Here is a 14,892-nt window from a genome sequence, read left to right on the forward strand (position 1 = left end):
TTGCCTGTCAGCGCGACGCGGCCCGGTTGCTGCCGGCGGCAGCATGGGGAACATCTTCGCCGAGCAGACGGGTGAAGTCGTCCGAGGGCAGCGCCTGCGAAATCAGGAAGCCCTGTACCTGGTTGCAGCCGAGCTGGCGCAGCGCGGCCAGATCGGCATCACTCTCCACGCCTTCGGCAACGATGGTCAGGCCGAGCTGGTTGGCCAGCGCGATCACGGTGGTCAAGGTCAGGTGCAGGGCGGGATCGCGCGCGCAACCGCTGACCAGCGCACGATCGATCTTGACCTCGGTGAAGGGTGTGTTGACCAGGTTGTGCACCGAGCTCAGCCCTTGGCCGAAGTCGTCCTGGGCCAGGCCGAACCCTTTCATCCGCAACCGGCACGCGCCTGCATAGAAGTCGCTGACGTGGCGCGTGGTGCTGTTCTCCATCAGTTCGAAGCACAGATCAGCCGGATTGCCGCCCGCGGCCAGAGTCAGTGCCAGCAGCTCATCCGGAAGATCGGACTGCTCCAGCAGGTGCGGCGGCAGGTTGATCGATACCGGCACGCGGAATCCCTGGGAGCGCCAGCGCGCCTGTGCCTGGATGCTGGCCGTGAGCATCGCGCGCAGCAGTTCGCCCTCCAGGCCATGACGGCACAGCGCCGGCAGGAAGCTTCCAGGCGCCAGTGTCCCCAGCTGCGGGTGGCGCCAGCGCACCAGTGCCTCGGCGGCGACCACGCGCCCGGACTGCAGCGACTTCTTCGGCTGGAACCAGGCGGTCAGGCTGCCGTCGGCCAGCGCCTGCCGCAGCTGTGCCGCGTCCGGTTCGGGCGTCAGCGCAGCCGGGCTGGTGCGCACCGCTGGCCGGGTCTGCGCCAGTGCATCAAGCAGCGCATCGACATCGCTGGCGGCGACCGGCTTGGCCAACAGGCCGACCACCTCCAGGCCCAGTGATTCGGCCATCAACCGTGCCGAACTCATCATCCGCCGCGAGGCTGCGCTGACCACGGCAAGCCGCGGCGGGCGCGGTTGTGCGGCCAGTGCCTGGATGAACTGGATGCCATCCTGGCCGGGCATCAACAGATCGCTCACCACCAGGTCATAGGCCTGGCAGGCACACAGGGCGATTGCCGCATCCACGTCTTCGCAGGCGTCGACCTGCACACCGGCGCGCGCGCTGAACAGATTGACGAGGTAACCACGTTGGAACGGCTGGTCTTCCAGGATCAGGACACGGCGGGTCATGCAGGATCTCCTTGGCGAACGGCGGAAAGCGCCTGACGCAGGCGTGCGATGTCGATGGGTTTGCTCAGATAGCCCTGCATGCCGCTGGCCAGGCAGCGCTCGCGCTCCTCGGCGGTCGCGTTGGCGGTGGCGCCGATCACCGGCAGCAGATTGCCCTCCGCCCGCAGCCGGCGCGCCAAGGTGTGGCCGTCCATGCGCGGCATGTTGATGTCGGTGACCACCAGGTCGAAGCCATGGGTCTGGCACAGCTGCAACGCCTCGACACCATCCTGCGCAAGCTCCACCTCGCAGCCCAGGGCCTGCAGCTGTTCGGCCAGGATCACCCGGTTGATGGGATTGTCTTCCACGGCCAGCACCCGCAGTCCCAGCGGACCCGGTTGCACATCGCGCGCTGCGGTCGGCAGCGTTGCGCATTGCCGCTGCTGGCGTGCGACCGCCAGGGCGATCGAGGACATGCCGTGCAGGGTGACCAGCAGCGCGCCATCGGCGGTGGCTGCGGGTTGGTCGCCACCGTCGATCGAGGCCAGCACGCGCGGGCCCTGCCAGGCCAACGGTTGTTCCGCCTCGCCATCCATCAGGATTGCGCCGGCGTGGTCGAGCAGGACAGGGTCGCCCTGCAGAGGCTGCGCATTGGCACCCCAGCGGCGCAGCCAGCCACATGCACTGTCGACCAGCTCGCGATCGCGGCCGCGCACGTAGACCGGCGGCTCGGCCAGCAATGCGGGGCCGTCCTCGGTCGCGGCCAGCACCGGCAAGGGCAGGCGTACGGTGAAACTGCTGCCCAGTCCCGGTTCGCTGACCACGCGCAGTTCGCCACTCATCAACCGCACCAGGCGGTCGCTGATCGACAGGCCCAGCCCGGTGCCCTGCGCGCTGGCGGCGCCACGGACCTGGCGGAAGGGCTCGAACAGGCGCGCCTGTTCCTCGGTGGCGATGCCCACGCCGGTATCGGTGACCTGCCAGGCCAGTACGCTCGACTCGCCTTCGCGCTGCACCAGTCGCACGCGCAGCACTACCCGGCCATGCTCGGTGAACTTGATGGCGTTGCTGAGCAGGTTGCCCAGCACCTGGCGGATCCGGTCGGCATCGCCGAGCACCCGTGTCGGCAACCGTGGGTCGGTGCAGACCAGTACCTGCAGGCCCTTGCGCGTCGCCGCCGCGGCGAAGCTGCGCAGCACGCTCTCGGTCAGCTCGCGCGGCGAAAACGATGTCGGCTCCAGGCTCAGCTGGCCCGACTCGATCTTGGACACATCCAGCACATCGCTGATCAGTTGCAGCAGCACCGATGAGGAACTCTCGATGGTGCGCAGGTACTGCGACTGGCGTGCATCCAGCGGCGTGCGGCCGAGCAGCTCCAGCGTTCCAAGCACCCCGTACAGCGGGGTGCGGATTTCATGGCTCATGGTCGCCAGGAACGCGCTCTTGGCCTGGTTGGCGGCGTCGGCTGCCTGCCGTGCCGACGACAGCGCCGCCTGTGCCTGCCGATGGCGTGAGATGTCATGGAACACGCACAGCAGTACATCGTCATCCTGGTAGCGGCAGGCGGCATGCAGTACCTGCAGCTGGCGACCGTCGCGCGCGGTGAACTCCAGCCCGCGACCGCGTTCGCCGGCATGTCCGCGCCACGGTGCCTGCCAATCGCTGTCGGTGCCATCCTCGCCCAGCCAGTCACGCAGCAGCTGGTTGGACAGCAGCAGTTGGCGGTCGCTGCGACGCAGGACACAGATGCCGACCGGCGCCAGGTCGATCACCGTCGAACTGAAATCCAGGCTTTCCAGCAGCCGCCGGTGCTGCAGCAGCGCCGGTTGGATCAACTGGCGGTCGACGCGATGCCGCAGCAGACGCAGGGCGACGCCGGCCAGCAGAAGCAACGCACTGCTGATCAGCAACGAGGTCGCCATGTCACCGAGCAGCAGGCGCGGAGGCAGGTGATAGACCAGCCGCCAGCCGTCATTGCCTACCCCCTTCACCAGGGCCACGCCGCGCGGCAGGCCCGTGCTCCAGAGCACGCCGAAACTGTCGTCCTGGCGCTGCTGCAGTGCTTTCCAGCCTGCGCTGTCCAGGCGTGGAGCCAGGCTCGACAGGGCGGGCTGCCCGTCGCGGTCCAGCAGGGCGTAGCCGCCGATACCCTGGCCATCGATCATGTCCGAAGCGGCCGCACTGTCCAGCAGCAGCATCAGCCACTGGCTCGGCTGCGCTCCGGTCTGTACCGGTTGTGCCAGGGCGACGCCGGCATCGCCCGCGCGCAGCCAGTACACCGGATCGGTACCGGCAAGCGTGCCACTGCGCTGCCGCAGCACCTGCAACGTGGGCAGGCCGGCGATGTCCACGTCGGCCTGGCCGCCCGCCAGCCAATGCGTTCCCTGCGCATCGACCAGCAGCAGATGGGTCTGCAGGGTCTGCAGCGTGTGCTCTGCGCGCGGTGACAGCAGCAGGCGCTGGCCGGGCTTGCCGCCCGGCCCGTCCAAGGGCAGCTGGCGTACGCCCTCGCTGGACGGCACCGACGGATCGCCCACCACCACCGAATCGCCCAGATAGCGCAGCAGGGCCTCGCGCTGGTCGAAGTAGATCTGTGCCTTGTACGCGGCGGCATTCATGTCGCGGCGGTGGCTGGAGATATCTTCGGTCAACGCCGTCAGCAGATAGAAGCCGGTGGCGGCCGCCAGGCACAGGAACACGCACACCGTCAGCCAGCGCAGCAGCACCGAAGCGGTGGTCGGCGGCGCGACCAGGGGCAGGGAAGGGCGAGGGAATCGGAACATGCACCGATCCTAGGGAGGACGGTCACCCGCCCGGAATCAGCCATGTCCTAAAAAGCGGCCTGCTTCCCGTGCAGGAGACTACCGGCGGGGAACCGTTCAGGCTGGCGCTGGCGATCAAAAAAAAGACCCCCGCCGAAGCGGGGGTCTGTATCGTGCAGCCAGCAGGGGCGCCCTTACAGCGCGCTGCCGCCGAACTTGTGCGTGTACTGCAGGTTGATGGTGCGGCCGACGCTGTCGAACCAGGACACGTCGTAGTACGGGTACGCCGTATAGGTCTTGTCCTTCGGCGGCATCTTGTTGAACACATTGACCACCGACAGCGACAACCGCGAGTGATCGTCGAAGCGGTACTGCAGCGAGGCGTTGTAGCGGTAGGTTGCCTTGATCCACGGGCTGTCGCCGCTTTCCTCGTCGAACACCTGGTCGTAGCTGTCCGAGGTTGGCAGCTTGCCCAGGCGCGAGCCGTACACGGTGGCCGACCACGCATCCTTCTCCCAGGTCACGCTGACACTGGTCTTGGTGCGGGGAATATCAAAGCCACTGTTGATCGCGAACTGGTCTTCGGTCACATCACCGGCATAGCGCTGGAAGTCATGCTTCTTCACCCAGGTGTGGGTGCCATTGAAGATGAAGTCGCCGATGCCGGTCTGCAGGCGGTAGCGCAGGCCGACGTCGACGCCGGAGGTGGACTCGCGCGCAACGTTGATCGGGTTCACATGCACGCCATACAGGCGGCCATCGGCAGTGCGGGTGATGCGGGCCAGGGCGTCCACGCAGGTCGGCGAACCGATGTCGGCGCTGCCCAGCCGGCAGTTCGCTTCGCTGGCCAGGATCGTGCGCACGTCCATGTCCTGCACCTGGTCGCGCATGTCGATGTTGAACCAGTCGGCCGACAGGTCCAGGCCGGCGGCCGGCGACCACACGAAGCCAGCGCTCCAGGAGGTGCTGGTTTCCGGGTCCAGCTCGCGGTTGCCACTGCGGCTGCGGATCACGTTGCGCTCGTAATCGGCGCAATCATCGGCGGCATCGGCGCGGCAGTTGTACAGATCTTCCGCGCTGGTCTCGTCGTTGCCCGGGCCGGCGAACACGTAGTGCAGGTCCGGTGCGCGGAACGCGGTGCCGTACGAGCCGCGCACCAGCAGCGTGTCGATCGGACGCCATTCCAGGCCGCCGCTCCAGGTTGCCTTGCCGATGGTGTGGCCCGAATAGCGGTACTGGTCGTAACGGCCGGCCACGCTCAGGTTGACCGTTTCATGCAGCGGCATGCGCAGCTCGGCGGCGGTCGCCCAGCGGTTGCGCGACCCCTTGCCGTCCGAATCCTTCCAGCTGTAGTAGTAATAGCCCGTCGCCAGCGGATCGGGATTGAGCGCATAGGCCTGCTGGCCCACTTCCACCGTCGCGGCAAAGCCGGCATCGCCACCGGGCAGGGTGAACAGCGAACCATTGGTCAGCGTCAGCGCCGCCGTCTCGGTGCGCGACTTCGGCGTATAGGTGGTGCGTGCGGCGATCGAATCGTACTCGGCACGGGTCAGCGGCCGGTACAGGCGCGACGGATCGGCGTTGTAGATCGGGAAGCCGTCATCGTCCTCGCCCAGCTGCGGGCCCAGGAAGAGGTCGTTGGCCTTGGACGCGATGATCTGCGCCCAGCTGATCCGCGACTGGTATTGCGAATGGCTCAGTGACGCTTCGTAGTCCCAGCTGCCGGTCAGGTTGCCCTTGAAGCCGGTGGTCACGCTGAAGGTCTTCTGCGTGCTGCGCACCATTGCATTGTCCAGCCCACCCATTTCCTCGGGCGAGAACTGGCGCTGCCAGAACTCGATCTCGCCGGTCGCTTCATTGTTGAAGTAACCCGACTCGTCGCCGTCGGCGGCCATGCGGCCCCACTTGGTGACATCGCGCATCAGCGACATCGTGTGGTAGCCCAGCTGCACGTCGGCGAACCACTGCTGGCCGTTGTCGAAGTCGTAGCTGAGCGAGGCATAGCCGTTGGCACCGCGACGCTTGCTGAGGATCGTGCCGTAGCCAATCGCGCTGTCGCTGCCGCAGTAGTAGCCGTAGCGCGGGCGGAACGCGCGGTAGGTGCTGCCCTGGTTCTGCGCCGACAGTGCATCACAGGTCGCTGCGCCCGGGTCCAGGTAGTCATCGTTGTAGTCGGTGCGCAGGTAGGAACGACGGGCGATGCGCGCGCCTTCGGTCGGGCCGTCCTGGGTCGAGTCCTGGATGTCGCGGTCGTAGGCCCACAGCGGCGTCTGCGACTGCAGTTCGACGCTGTACACCGCGTTGAAGTTGCCGCTGCTGAAGCCGCTGGCCAGGCTCATGTCGAACGACTCGCCACCGCCTTCGGTGGTGGTGCCCATGCGCATGTCGATGGTGGTGCCATCGGCCTTCTTCTTCAGGATGAAATTGACCACGCCGGCGATCGCATCCGAACCGTAGATCGCCGACGCGCTGCCGGTCAGCACTTCAATGCGGTCGATCATGCCCAGCGGAATGTTGGACACATCGGTGAAGTTGCTGCGGCCCTTGAACGGCATCGGGAAGTCGGCGATGCGACGGCCGTTGACCAGCACCAGGGTGTGGTTCGGCCCCAGCCCACGCAGGTCGACCTGCTGCGCACCCGGCGAGAAGTCGGCGCCACCGGAGGACTGCTGGCTCTGCGTCTCACCGCCGTTCTGGGTCATCGCGCGCAGCACGTCCGGCACGGTGGTGAAGCCGCTGGAGCGGATCTGCTCTGCGTTGATGACAGTGATCGGCGCCGGTCCTTCCACCTGGGCGCGCGGGATGCGTGAGCCGGTCACCTGCACCACATCCAGCTGTTGTACCGAAGAGGAAGCGGGAGTCTGCGCCGCCGCCGAAGCAGCAACGCCCATCAACGCCAGCTGGATCGACCACGCCATCGCCTGTCTACGCATGAGAAATTCTCGGAAGTAATGCCGGCCCGCAGAGGAGGGGCCCTGTCCCCCATTCACATTTCAGGAATGGGCGCGCGCATTTAACGCCTTTTTTATGTCCTTGACTACTGGGGATATGTCTGGCAAAGAGTGAAAACGGTTGCAAGTCGTTTTTGTTCAGGGAGATCAAGATGCGACGCCTTCGCTACGGGCTGCGTGGCCCGCTCCTCGCCTTGGTGCTGTCGGCGCTCTGCTGGACATCGCCTGTGGCGGCACAGGAACTGATGGACCCCGGCTTCGCCTATTACGAAGTGGGTGATCTGGATGCGCCGCGGCCCGGTCCGCGAGCCCCTGCGATGATGCTGATGGGGGGCGGCGAATGGGTGCCTGAAGCCTTCCAGTGGTGGCTGCGCCAGGCCGGCAATGGCCGTGTGCTGATCCTGCGCGCCTCCGGCACCGATGAGCTGCAGGACCGTCTGTACCGGGAGATTGGCGGTACTACCGCAGTGCAGACCCTGGTGTTCGACAACCGCCGCGGTGCCGACGACCCGGCTGTGCTGCGGGTCGTGGCTGCGGCCGATGCGATCTTCATCGCCGGCGGTGATCAGTCCCGCTACATCCGCTTCTGGAAGGGCACCGCGCTCAATCGCGCGCTGAATGCCCACGTGCGCGCCGGCAAGCCGATTGCCGGTACCAGCGCCGGGCTGGCCATCCTCGGCGGCTACGCCTATGGCGCGCTGGATGGCGGCAGCATCGATTCGGCCAGCGCCATGGCCGACCCGATGGGCGAGGCCGTGACCCTGGACCGCGGCTTCCTGCAGTTGCCCTACCTGCAGCGGGTGGTCACCGACACCCACTTCGACAAGCGCGACCGTCTCGGCCGCCTGATCGTGTTCGTGGCCCGCGCCGCGCATGACAGTGGTGACCCGGACATGGTCGGTATCGGCGTCGATGAAGACACGGCCCTGTGCGTGGAGCCTGACGGCCAGGCCCAGGTCTACAGCGCCGACGGCGAAGGCAAGGTCTGGGTTGTCAGCCCCGGACGCGATGCCGATCGGCTGGTGGAAGGTGAACCCCTGCGCTTCCACGCGGTGCCGGTCACCGTGGTCGCCAGCGGCAGTCGCATGCGCCTGGACGACCTGCAGGCCGAGGCGGCCTACGAGGCCTTGGCTGACATCAGCGACGGCGAGATCGACGTCATCCGCCGGTAGTGCCGGCCGCTGGCCGGCAACCCCCTGGATGCATCATTGGCAAGGCGTTGCCGGCCAGCGGCCGGCACTACCAGCACAGCCCATTCCCTGAACTACCCTGGAGACGTACCCGATGAAACTGCGCCTGGCGCTGTCCGCGCTGTTGTCCCTGCCACTGCTGGCCCAGGCCGCACCCGCTGCCTCACCGCTGCTGGTCATCCACGGCGGTGCCGGGGTGGAGCGCAAGGATCTCTCCGCGGCAGAAGAACAGGCCGCGCGCGCTGCGCTGAAGGCGGCCTTGCTGAAGGGCCATGCCGAACTTGCAGCCGGGCGTCCGGCATTGGCGGCGGTCACCGCGGCGATCACCGTGCTTGAGGATGATCCGACCTTCAACGCGGGCAAGGGCGCGGTGTTCACCCACGAAGGCCGCAATGAACTGGACGCTGCGGTGATGGACGGTGCTACCCAGGCGGCCGGCGCAGTGGCTGGCGTGCAGCGCGTGCGCAACCCGATCCTCCTCGCGCAGACGGTGATGCAGAGGTCCAGGCACGTGATGATGGTGGGGCAGGGCGCCGAAGCCTTTGCCACCGAACAGGGCGTGACCCTGGTCGACCCCTCCTACTTCCGCACCGACAAGCGCTGGCAGCAGCTGCAGCGTGCATTGAAGGAAGAGGCGAGCGGGCAAGCGCATGCCGACCTGGAAACCGCAAAGCACTTCGGCACGGTCGGTGCGGTCGCCCTGGATGCGCAGGGCCATCTTGCTGCAGGCACTTCCACCGGCGGCATGACCAACAAGCGCTATGGCCGTGTCGGCGACTCGCCGATCATCGGTGCCGGCACCTGGGCCGATGCGCGTTGTGCGGTATCGGGTACCGGTTGGGGCGAGTACTACATCCGCACCGCGGCAGCCCATGAGATCTGCGCGCGCATGCGCTACCTCGGTCAATCGCCGGAACAGGCGGGCAAGGGCGTGATCAACGACGCGATTCCGCAGATGGGCGGTGACGGCGGGGCAATCGTGCTCTCTGCAGATGGAAAAGCGGCAGCGCCGTTCAACACCCAGGGCATGTATCGGGGCTGGATCGGGGCCGATGGCGTTGCCCATGTGGCCATCTTTGCCGACGAGACAATTGCACTGCCCTGAGCAGACCCTTGCGTATCAAGGGGTTTGCGACGCGCGTGAAAAAAAGTGAAAAAAAGCGTTGACAGACCCCCGCTTCATCTCCAGAATTGCGGGCTCACCACCACACACCGCAACGCTTCGGCGGCACGGGACGGGGTGGTAAAAGGAGGGATACCCAAGCGGCCAACGGGGGCAGACTGTAAATCTGCTGGCTTACGCCTTCGGTGGTTCGAATCCACCTCCCTCCACCAGCTTCACGTTGTGGCACATTCCCGGTGCGGGAGTAGTTCAATGGTAGAACCTCAGCCTTCCAAGCTGATGGTGCGGGTTCGATCCCCGTCTCCCGCTCCATTGAGTGAACTTTGAATATTATCGAGTTCATGCCATAATGCAAAACTCGCTCACATAGCTCAGTCGGTAGAGCACTTCCTTGGTAAGGAAGAGGTCGAAGGTTCGATTCCTTTTGTGAGCACCATCTTCAGCACCACACCAGACGAATTCGAGATAAGCAGCCATGGCCAAGGGTAAGTTCGAGCGCACCAAGCCGCACGTCAACGTCGGCACCATCGGTCACGTCGACCACGGCAAGACCACGCTGACCGCCGCACTGACCAAGATCGGTGCAGAGCGCTTCGGTGGCGAGTTCAAGGATTACTCCGCGATCGACGCCGCGCCGGAAGAAAAGGCACGTGGCATCACGATCTCGACCGCGCACGTCGAATACGAATCCGTCAATCGTCATTACGCACACGTCGATTGCCCGGGCCATGCTGACTACGTCAAGAACATGATCACCGGCGCTGCCCAGATGGACGGCGCGATCCTGGTGTGCTCGGCCGCTGACGGCCCGATGCCGCAGACCCGCGAGCACATCCTGCTGTCGCGTCAGGTCGGCGTGCCGTACATCGTCGTGTTCCTGAACAAGGCCGACATGGTTGACGATGCCGAGCTGCTGGAACTGGTCGAAATGGAAGTCCGCGAGCTGCTGAGCAAGTACGACTTCCCGGGCGACGACACCCCGATCATCTCGGGTTCGGCCCGTCTGGCGCTGGAAGGCGACCAGAGCGACATCGGCGTGCCGGCCGTCATCAAGCTGGTCGAGGCGCTGGACACCTGGATTCCGACCCCGGAGCGTGACGTCGACAAGGCATTCCTGATGCCGGTCGAAGACGTGTTCTCGATCTCGGGCCGCGGCACCGTGGTGACCGGTCGTATCGAGCGCGGCGTGATCAAGGTCGGCGAAGAAATCGAAATCGTCGGCATCCGTCCGGTGCAGAAGACCACCGTGACCGGCGTGGAAATGTTCCGCAAGCTGCTGGACCAGGGTCAGGCGGGCGACAACGCCGGTCTGCTGCTGCGCGGCACCAAGCGTGACGACGTCGAGCGTGGCCAGGTTCTGGCCAAGCCGGGTTCGATCAAGCCGCACACCAAGTTCGACGCCGAAGTCTACGTGCTGTCGAAGGACGAAGGCGGCCGTCACACCCCGTTCTTCAAGGGCTACCGTCCGCAGTTCTACTTCCGTACCACCGACATCACCGGTGCGGTCGAGCTGCCGGAAGGCGTCGAGATGGTGATGCCGGGCGACAACATCAAGATGGTTGTCACCCTGATCAACCCGGTCGCCATGGACGCCGGCCTGCGCTTCGCGATCCGCGAAGGTGGCCGTACCGTCGGTGCTGGCGTGGTTGCCACCATCCTCGAGTAAGCCTGCATGCCGGCGGTCGCATAGCGCTGCCGGTCTGGCGAGTGGCGGGCCGGGAACCTCGGTCCGCCTTCGCCGTCTAAGGGAAGGCAAGTTTTCTACGTACGCCAGTAGCTCAATTGGCAGAGCAGCGGTCTCCAAAACCGCAGGTTGGGGGTTCGAGTCCCTCCTGGCGTGCCATCTGCCCACCTTACCCAGCGGCCCTGCCGCTAAAGCAGACACAGCCTGATGAATAGCAAGATCGAACATTCCAAGGACACCTCCGCGCAAGGCGGGGATATCGTCAAGTACGTCCTCGCATCGTTGCTGGTGCTGGCAGGTCTGTTCGTCTGGTTCTGGTTCTCCGCCGACTCCGGTCGCGCTGCCCAGCTGGGCACGTGGGCGGGTCAGCTGCGTGCGTTGGCGGTCGTGGTCGGCCTGGTTGGCGGTATCGGCGTGTTCATGCTGACCGGCAAGGGGCGCGACACCCGCGAATTCCTCTCCGAGTCGCGTTTCGAACTGCGTAAAGTGGTTTGGCCGACCCGTCAGGAAGCCATTCGCATGACCTGGGTGGTGATTGTCGTCGTCCTGATCCTCAGCTTGCTGCTGGGTGGGTTCGACTTCTTCATCCAGAAACTGACTCAGTGGTTCCTGAGCCGCTAAGGAGAAATGCATGAAGCGTTGGTACGTCGTTCACGCCTATTCGGGCTTCGAGAAGTCGGTGGCGCAGGCTCTGCGCGATCGCATCGTCCGTGACGGCATGGAAGAGCGCTTCGGCGACGTCCTGGTTCCGACCGAGGAAGTGATCGAAATGCGCGCCGGCCAGAAGCGCCGTTCCGAGCGCAAGTTCTTCCCGGGTTACGTGCTGGTCCAGATCGAGACCCACGAAGAAGCGGGTATTCCGCGCATCGACAACGAAAGCTGGCACCTGGTCAAGGAAACCCCGCGCGTCATGGGCTTCATCGGCGGAACCGCCGATCGTCCGCTGCCGATCGCAGATTCCGAGGCCGAAGCGATCCTGAACCGTGTCCAGGAAGGCGTCGAGAAGCCGCGTCCGAAGGTGCTGTTCGAGCCGGGCCAGATGGTCCGCGTCACCGAGGGTCCGTTCAACGACTTCAACGGTGTCGTCGAAGAAGTCAACTACGAGAAGAGCCGTCTGCGCGTCTCGGTGCTGATCTTCGGTCGCGCCACCCCGGTCGAGCTCGAGTTCGGTCAGGTCGAAAAGGCCGTCTGATCTGTATTCACATGCCGCTTCAGGCATGTGAAGAAAAAACCTGATATGCTGCGCGGCTCCCGTTGGGAAGCTGGCGGGACGAGGCCACCGAAAGGTGGCCTTCGGCATGATTTCAAAACGCGATGCCGGGACGCGTGATTCCCGGTCCGATGGGGAGCCTGTTGTCGCAAGGCGCTAGCACCCGGAGAGTACTCACATGGCAAAGAAAGTTGTCGGTTATATCAAGCTGCAGGTGAAGGCCGGTCAGGCCAACCCCTCGCCGCCGGTCGGTCCTGCGCTGGGTCAGCGCGGCCTGAACATCATGGAATTCTGCAAGGCCTTCAATGCCGCCACGCAGAAGCTCGAGCCGGGTCTGCCGGTTCCGGTGATCATCACGGCCTATTCGGACCGTACGTTCACCTTCATCACCAAGAGCACTCCGGCCACCACGCTGCTGAAGAAGGCCGCTGGCATCTCGTCGGGCTCCAAGCGCCCGAACACCGAGAAGGTCGGCAAGGTCACCCGTAAGCAGCTGGAAGAGATCGCCAAGGCGAAGGAACCGGATCTGACTGCCGCCGACCTGGACGCCGCCGTGCGTACCATCGCTGGCTCTGCCCGTTCCATGGGCCTCGTGGTGGAGGGTTAATCAGATGGCACAGAACAAGCGCGAAAAGGCCATCAAGGCCGCCGTTGTCCCGGGTAAGGCGTATGCCTTCGAGGACGCAATCAACATCCTGAAGACCGCCACCAAGGCCAAGTTCGTCGAGTCGATCGACGTTGCTGTGCGCTTGGGCGTCGACGCGAAGAAGTCCGACCAGCAGGTCCGTGGCTCCACCGTGCTGCCGGCTGGTACCGGCAAGTCGGTCCGCGTCGCTGTCTTCGCTCCGGCCGGTGCCAAGGCTGATGAAGCCCTGGCCGCTGGTGCCGAAGCCGTCGGTATGGACGACCTGGCCGAGAAGATGCAGGCCGGCGATCTGAACTACGACGTCGTGATCGCGACCCCGGACGCAATGCGCGTCGTCGGTAAGCTGGGTACCGTGCTGGGCCCGCGCGGCCTGATGCCGAACCCGAAGGTCGGCACCGTCTCCCCGAACCCGGGTGAGGCTGTGAAGAATGCCAAGTCGGGTCAGGTGCGTTACCGCACCGACAAGGCCGGCATCATCCACTGCACCATCGGCAAGGCCGACTTCGCCGAAGACGCGCTGAAGTCGAACCTGACCGCGCTGCTGCTGGACCTGATCAAGGCCAAGCCGGCCACCTCGAAGGGCCTGTACCTGCAGAAGGTGTCGGTCAGCTCGACGATGGGCCCGGGCGTCACCGTCGACCAGTCGTCGCTGAGCCTGAAGTAATCGTTTCAAGCGATCGCGGGTCCCTCGGGTCCCGCGGTCGTGACATTTGAAGGCATCGCCGGCAACCCATCGCCGGTGGTAGCCGTCAAAGACCGCAGGTGCGGTCGTGGTATGCCGGCGACGGGCACGGAAGCTCGATTTGGCAGGGAGTCGCCGCCGGAGCAGCCACGAACGCTTAATCGATTCCCCGGAATCACCCTGCGTAGATGGTGCCCTTCTGGAGTTTTTCTGGTTCACGCACGTCTGGGGTTACCCAGGTTGGCCCACTCCAGGTCTAGAACGGCCCACCCCCCGGAACATCATTCCGATGTTCCCGGCGTCCAGGACGGATGCCGCACAGGACCGCACACGGCAGGAGCCGTAAGCGGAGTTCAATCGGAGGAGTGCAATGGCTCTCAATCTGTCCCAGAAGCAAGAAGTAGTCGCGGAGCTGGCAGACATCGCCGCCAAGGCCCACTCCTTGATCGCAGCCGAATACGCTGGCACCACGGTCGCTCAGATGACCGCGATGCGTAAGCAGGCTCGTGAAACCGGCGTTTTCTTGAAAGTTGTCAAGAACACCCTGGCGTCGCGTGCTGTTGAAGGCACCGAGTTCGCATGTGCACAGGACAAGCTCGTTGGTCCGCTGCTGTACGCGTTCTCGCTTGAGGAGCCCGGCGCTGCCGGTCGCCTGATCAAGGATGCCGCCAAGGGCAACGACAAGCTGCAGGCCAAGGTCGTCGCCATCGGCGGCGAAGTGTTCCCGGCAAGCCATGTCGACGTGTTGGCCTCGCTGCCGACCCGCGACCAGGCCCTGGCAATGCTGGCACGCGTCCTGACCGAGCCGGTCACGATGTTCGCCCGCGCCATCAAGGCAATCGGCGACAAGCAGAATGGTGGCGACGTCGCCGCCGACGCTGCTGAACCGGCCGCCGAGACCGCCTGAGTTTCGACTAATCGTGGTTCCTGACGGAACCTCAATCCAGAAAAACATCCAAAGGTAATTATCATGTCCCTTACCAACGAACAGATCGTCGACGCCATCGCCGAGAAGTCCCTGATGGAAGTGATGGAGCTGGTCAAGGCCATCGAAGAGAAGTTCGGCGTCTCCGCCGCTGCTCCGGTCGCCGCTGCTGTGGCTGGCCCGGCTGCCGTCGTTGAAGAGCAGACCGAATTCGTCGTCACCCTGAAGACCGCTGGCGACAAGAAGGTCGAAGTCATCAAGGCCGTCCGCGCCATCACCGGCCTGGGCCTGAAGGAAGCGAAGGACCTGGCCGAAGCCGGCGGCGTCCTGAAGGACAACGCTTCGAAGGACGAAGCCGAGAAGATGAAGAAGGACCTGGAAGCTGCTGGCGCGACTGTCGAAGTCAAGTAAGCACTTCCATTGCGTCGCCATCGAAATCCGGCGATGCAGCCAAGGCTGGGGGCGTAAGCCCCCGGCCTTTGGTCGTTGTTGTAGGGCCAGCCAATCGTGGCGCG

General features: G+C 65.0%; 12 protein-coding genes and 4 tRNA genes. 13 read left to right on the forward strand and 3 right to left on the reverse strand.

The window, feature by feature from the left end:
- Window positions 1-7 precede the first annotated feature (7 nt).
- The 3 genes from AC27VL_RS15100 to AC27VL_RS15110 form a co-directional block, all read right to left on the reverse strand.
- Window positions 8-1,225: an EAL domain-containing response regulator gene (locus tag AC27VL_RS15100; protein ID WP_100551636.1), complete on the reverse strand. Its 1,218-nt coding sequence runs from the start codon at window positions 1,223-1,225 to the stop codon at window positions 8-10.
- Window positions 1,222-3,987 carry a response regulator gene (locus AC27VL_RS15105; protein ID WP_100551637.1) on the reverse strand — a complete coding sequence of 922 codons (2,766 nt, stop codon included), beginning with the start codon at window positions 3,985-3,987 and terminating at the stop codon, window positions 1,222-1,224. The genes AC27VL_RS15100 and AC27VL_RS15105 overlap by 4 nt, the downstream gene beginning before the upstream one ends.
- A gap of 173 nt (window positions 3,988-4,160) precedes the next feature.
- The gene (locus tag AC27VL_RS15110) at window positions 4,161-6,899 is read right to left on the reverse strand and encodes a TonB-dependent receptor plug domain-containing protein (protein ID WP_100551638.1); all 2,739 of its coding nucleotides are present in this window, start codon (window positions 6,897-6,899) and stop codon (window positions 4,161-4,163) included.
- Window positions 6,900-7,069: 170 nt separating this feature from the next.
- On the opposite strand from AC27VL_RS15110, the gene AC27VL_RS15115 reads away from it, so the two are divergent.
- From AC27VL_RS15115 to rplL, 13 genes are all read left to right on the forward strand, one after another.
- Window positions 7,070-8,089 carry a cyanophycinase gene (locus tag AC27VL_RS15115; RefSeq protein WP_488767189.1) on the forward strand — a complete coding sequence of 340 codons (1,020 nt, stop codon included), beginning with the start codon at window positions 7,070-7,072 and terminating at the stop codon, window positions 8,087-8,089.
- Between the two features lie 112 nt (window positions 8,090-8,201).
- The gene (locus AC27VL_RS15120) at window positions 8,202-9,212 is read left to right on the forward strand and encodes an isoaspartyl peptidase/L-asparaginase family protein (protein WP_488767191.1); all 1,011 of its coding nucleotides are present in this window, start codon (window positions 8,202-8,204) and stop codon (window positions 9,210-9,212) included.
- 144 nt (window positions 9,213-9,356) lie between these two features.
- Window positions 9,357-9,442, forward strand: a tRNA-Tyr gene (locus tag AC27VL_RS15125).
- A 26-nt stretch (window positions 9,443-9,468) separates the two neighbouring features.
- Window positions 9,469-9,542, forward strand: a tRNA-Gly gene (locus AC27VL_RS15130).
- 48 nt (window positions 9,543-9,590) lie between these two features.
- Window positions 9,591-9,666 (forward strand) — tRNA-Thr (locus AC27VL_RS15135).
- A 39-nt stretch (window positions 9,667-9,705) separates the two neighbouring features.
- Window positions 9,706-10,896, forward strand: coding sequence for an elongation factor Tu (gene tuf / locus AC27VL_RS15140; RefSeq protein ID WP_488767193.1), 1,191 nt, complete (start codon window positions 9,706-9,708; stop codon window positions 10,894-10,896).
- A gap of 101 nt (window positions 10,897-10,997) precedes the next feature.
- Window positions 10,998-11,073, forward strand: a tRNA-Trp gene (locus AC27VL_RS15145).
- Window positions 11,074-11,121: 48 nt separating this feature from the next.
- Window positions 11,122-11,535 (forward strand): preprotein translocase subunit SecE, encoded by a 414-nt coding sequence (gene secE, locus AC27VL_RS15150; protein ID WP_089238987.1) that lies wholly within the window; start codon window positions 11,122-11,124, stop codon window positions 11,533-11,535.
- A gap of 10 nt (window positions 11,536-11,545) precedes the next feature.
- Window positions 11,546-12,106, forward strand: a complete 561-nt coding sequence (nusG, locus tag AC27VL_RS15155) for a transcription termination/antitermination protein NusG (RefSeq protein WP_025879350.1) — start codon at window positions 11,546-11,548, stop codon at window positions 12,104-12,106.
- 196 nt (window positions 12,107-12,302) lie between these two features.
- Window positions 12,303-12,731 (forward strand): 50S ribosomal protein L11, encoded by a 429-nt coding sequence (gene rplK / locus AC27VL_RS15160; RefSeq protein WP_004145248.1) that lies wholly within the window; start codon window positions 12,303-12,305, stop codon window positions 12,729-12,731.
- Window positions 12,732-12,735: 4 nt separating this feature from the next.
- Window positions 12,736-13,434 (forward strand): 50S ribosomal protein L1, encoded by a 699-nt coding sequence (rplA, locus tag AC27VL_RS15165; protein ID WP_089238989.1) that lies wholly within the window; start codon window positions 12,736-12,738, stop codon window positions 13,432-13,434.
- A gap of 388 nt (window positions 13,435-13,822) precedes the next feature.
- Complete coding sequence (rplJ, locus tag AC27VL_RS15170; protein WP_089238991.1) at window positions 13,823-14,359, forward strand: 50S ribosomal protein L10; 537 nt, start codon at window positions 13,823-13,825, stop codon at window positions 14,357-14,359.
- 63 nt (window positions 14,360-14,422) lie between these two features.
- Entirely contained in the window at window positions 14,423-14,788 is a 366-nt protein-coding gene (rplL, locus tag AC27VL_RS15175; RefSeq protein WP_025879347.1) for a 50S ribosomal protein L7/L12, read from the forward strand.
- Window positions 14,789-14,892: the final 104 nt, after the last annotated feature.

The sequence above is a fragment of the Stenotrophomonas sp. 14P6.2.3 genome (genome assembly GCF_057799055.1).

What these genes read in the sequence shown, in the direction of transcription:
- AC27VL_RS15115 (WP_488767189.1), top strand. Translation starts at nt 7,070, where the DNA reads ATGCGACGCCTTCGCTACGGGCTGCGTGGCCCGCTCCTCGCCTTGGTG.
- secE (WP_089238987.1), top strand. Translation starts at nt 11,122, where the DNA reads ATGAATAGCAAGATCGAACATTCCAAGGACACCTCCGCGCAAGGCGGG.
- AC27VL_RS15120 (WP_488767191.1), top strand. Translation starts at nt 8,202, where the DNA reads ATGAAACTGCGCCTGGCGCTGTCCGCGCTGTTGTCCCTGCCACTGCTG.
- rplA (WP_089238989.1), top strand. Translation starts at nt 12,736, where the DNA reads ATGGCACAGAACAAGCGCGAAAAGGCCATCAAGGCCGCCGTTGTCCCG.
- nusG (WP_025879350.1), top strand. Translation starts at nt 11,546, where the DNA reads ATGAAGCGTTGGTACGTCGTTCACGCCTATTCGGGCTTCGAGAAGTCG.
- rplJ (WP_089238991.1), top strand. Translation starts at nt 13,823, where the DNA reads ATGGCTCTCAATCTGTCCCAGAAGCAAGAAGTAGTCGCGGAGCTGGCA.
- AC27VL_RS15100 (WP_100551636.1), bottom strand. Translation starts at nt 1,225, where the DNA reads ATGACCCGCCGTGTCCTGATCCTGGAAGACCAGCCGTTCCAACGTGGT.
- rplL (WP_025879347.1), top strand. Translation starts at nt 14,423, where the DNA reads ATGTCCCTTACCAACGAACAGATCGTCGACGCCATCGCCGAGAAGTCC.
- rplK (WP_004145248.1), top strand. Translation starts at nt 12,303, where the DNA reads ATGGCAAAGAAAGTTGTCGGTTATATCAAGCTGCAGGTGAAGGCCGGT.
- AC27VL_RS15105 (WP_100551637.1), bottom strand. Translation starts at nt 3,987, where the DNA reads ATGTTCCGATTCCCTCGCCCTTCCCTGCCCCTGGTCGCGCCGCCGACC.
- AC27VL_RS15110 (WP_100551638.1), bottom strand. Translation starts at nt 6,899, where the DNA reads ATGCGTAGACAGGCGATGGCGTGGTCGATCCAGCTGGCGTTGATGGGC.
- tuf (WP_488767193.1), top strand. Translation starts at nt 9,706, where the DNA reads ATGGCCAAGGGTAAGTTCGAGCGCACCAAGCCGCACGTCAACGTCGGC.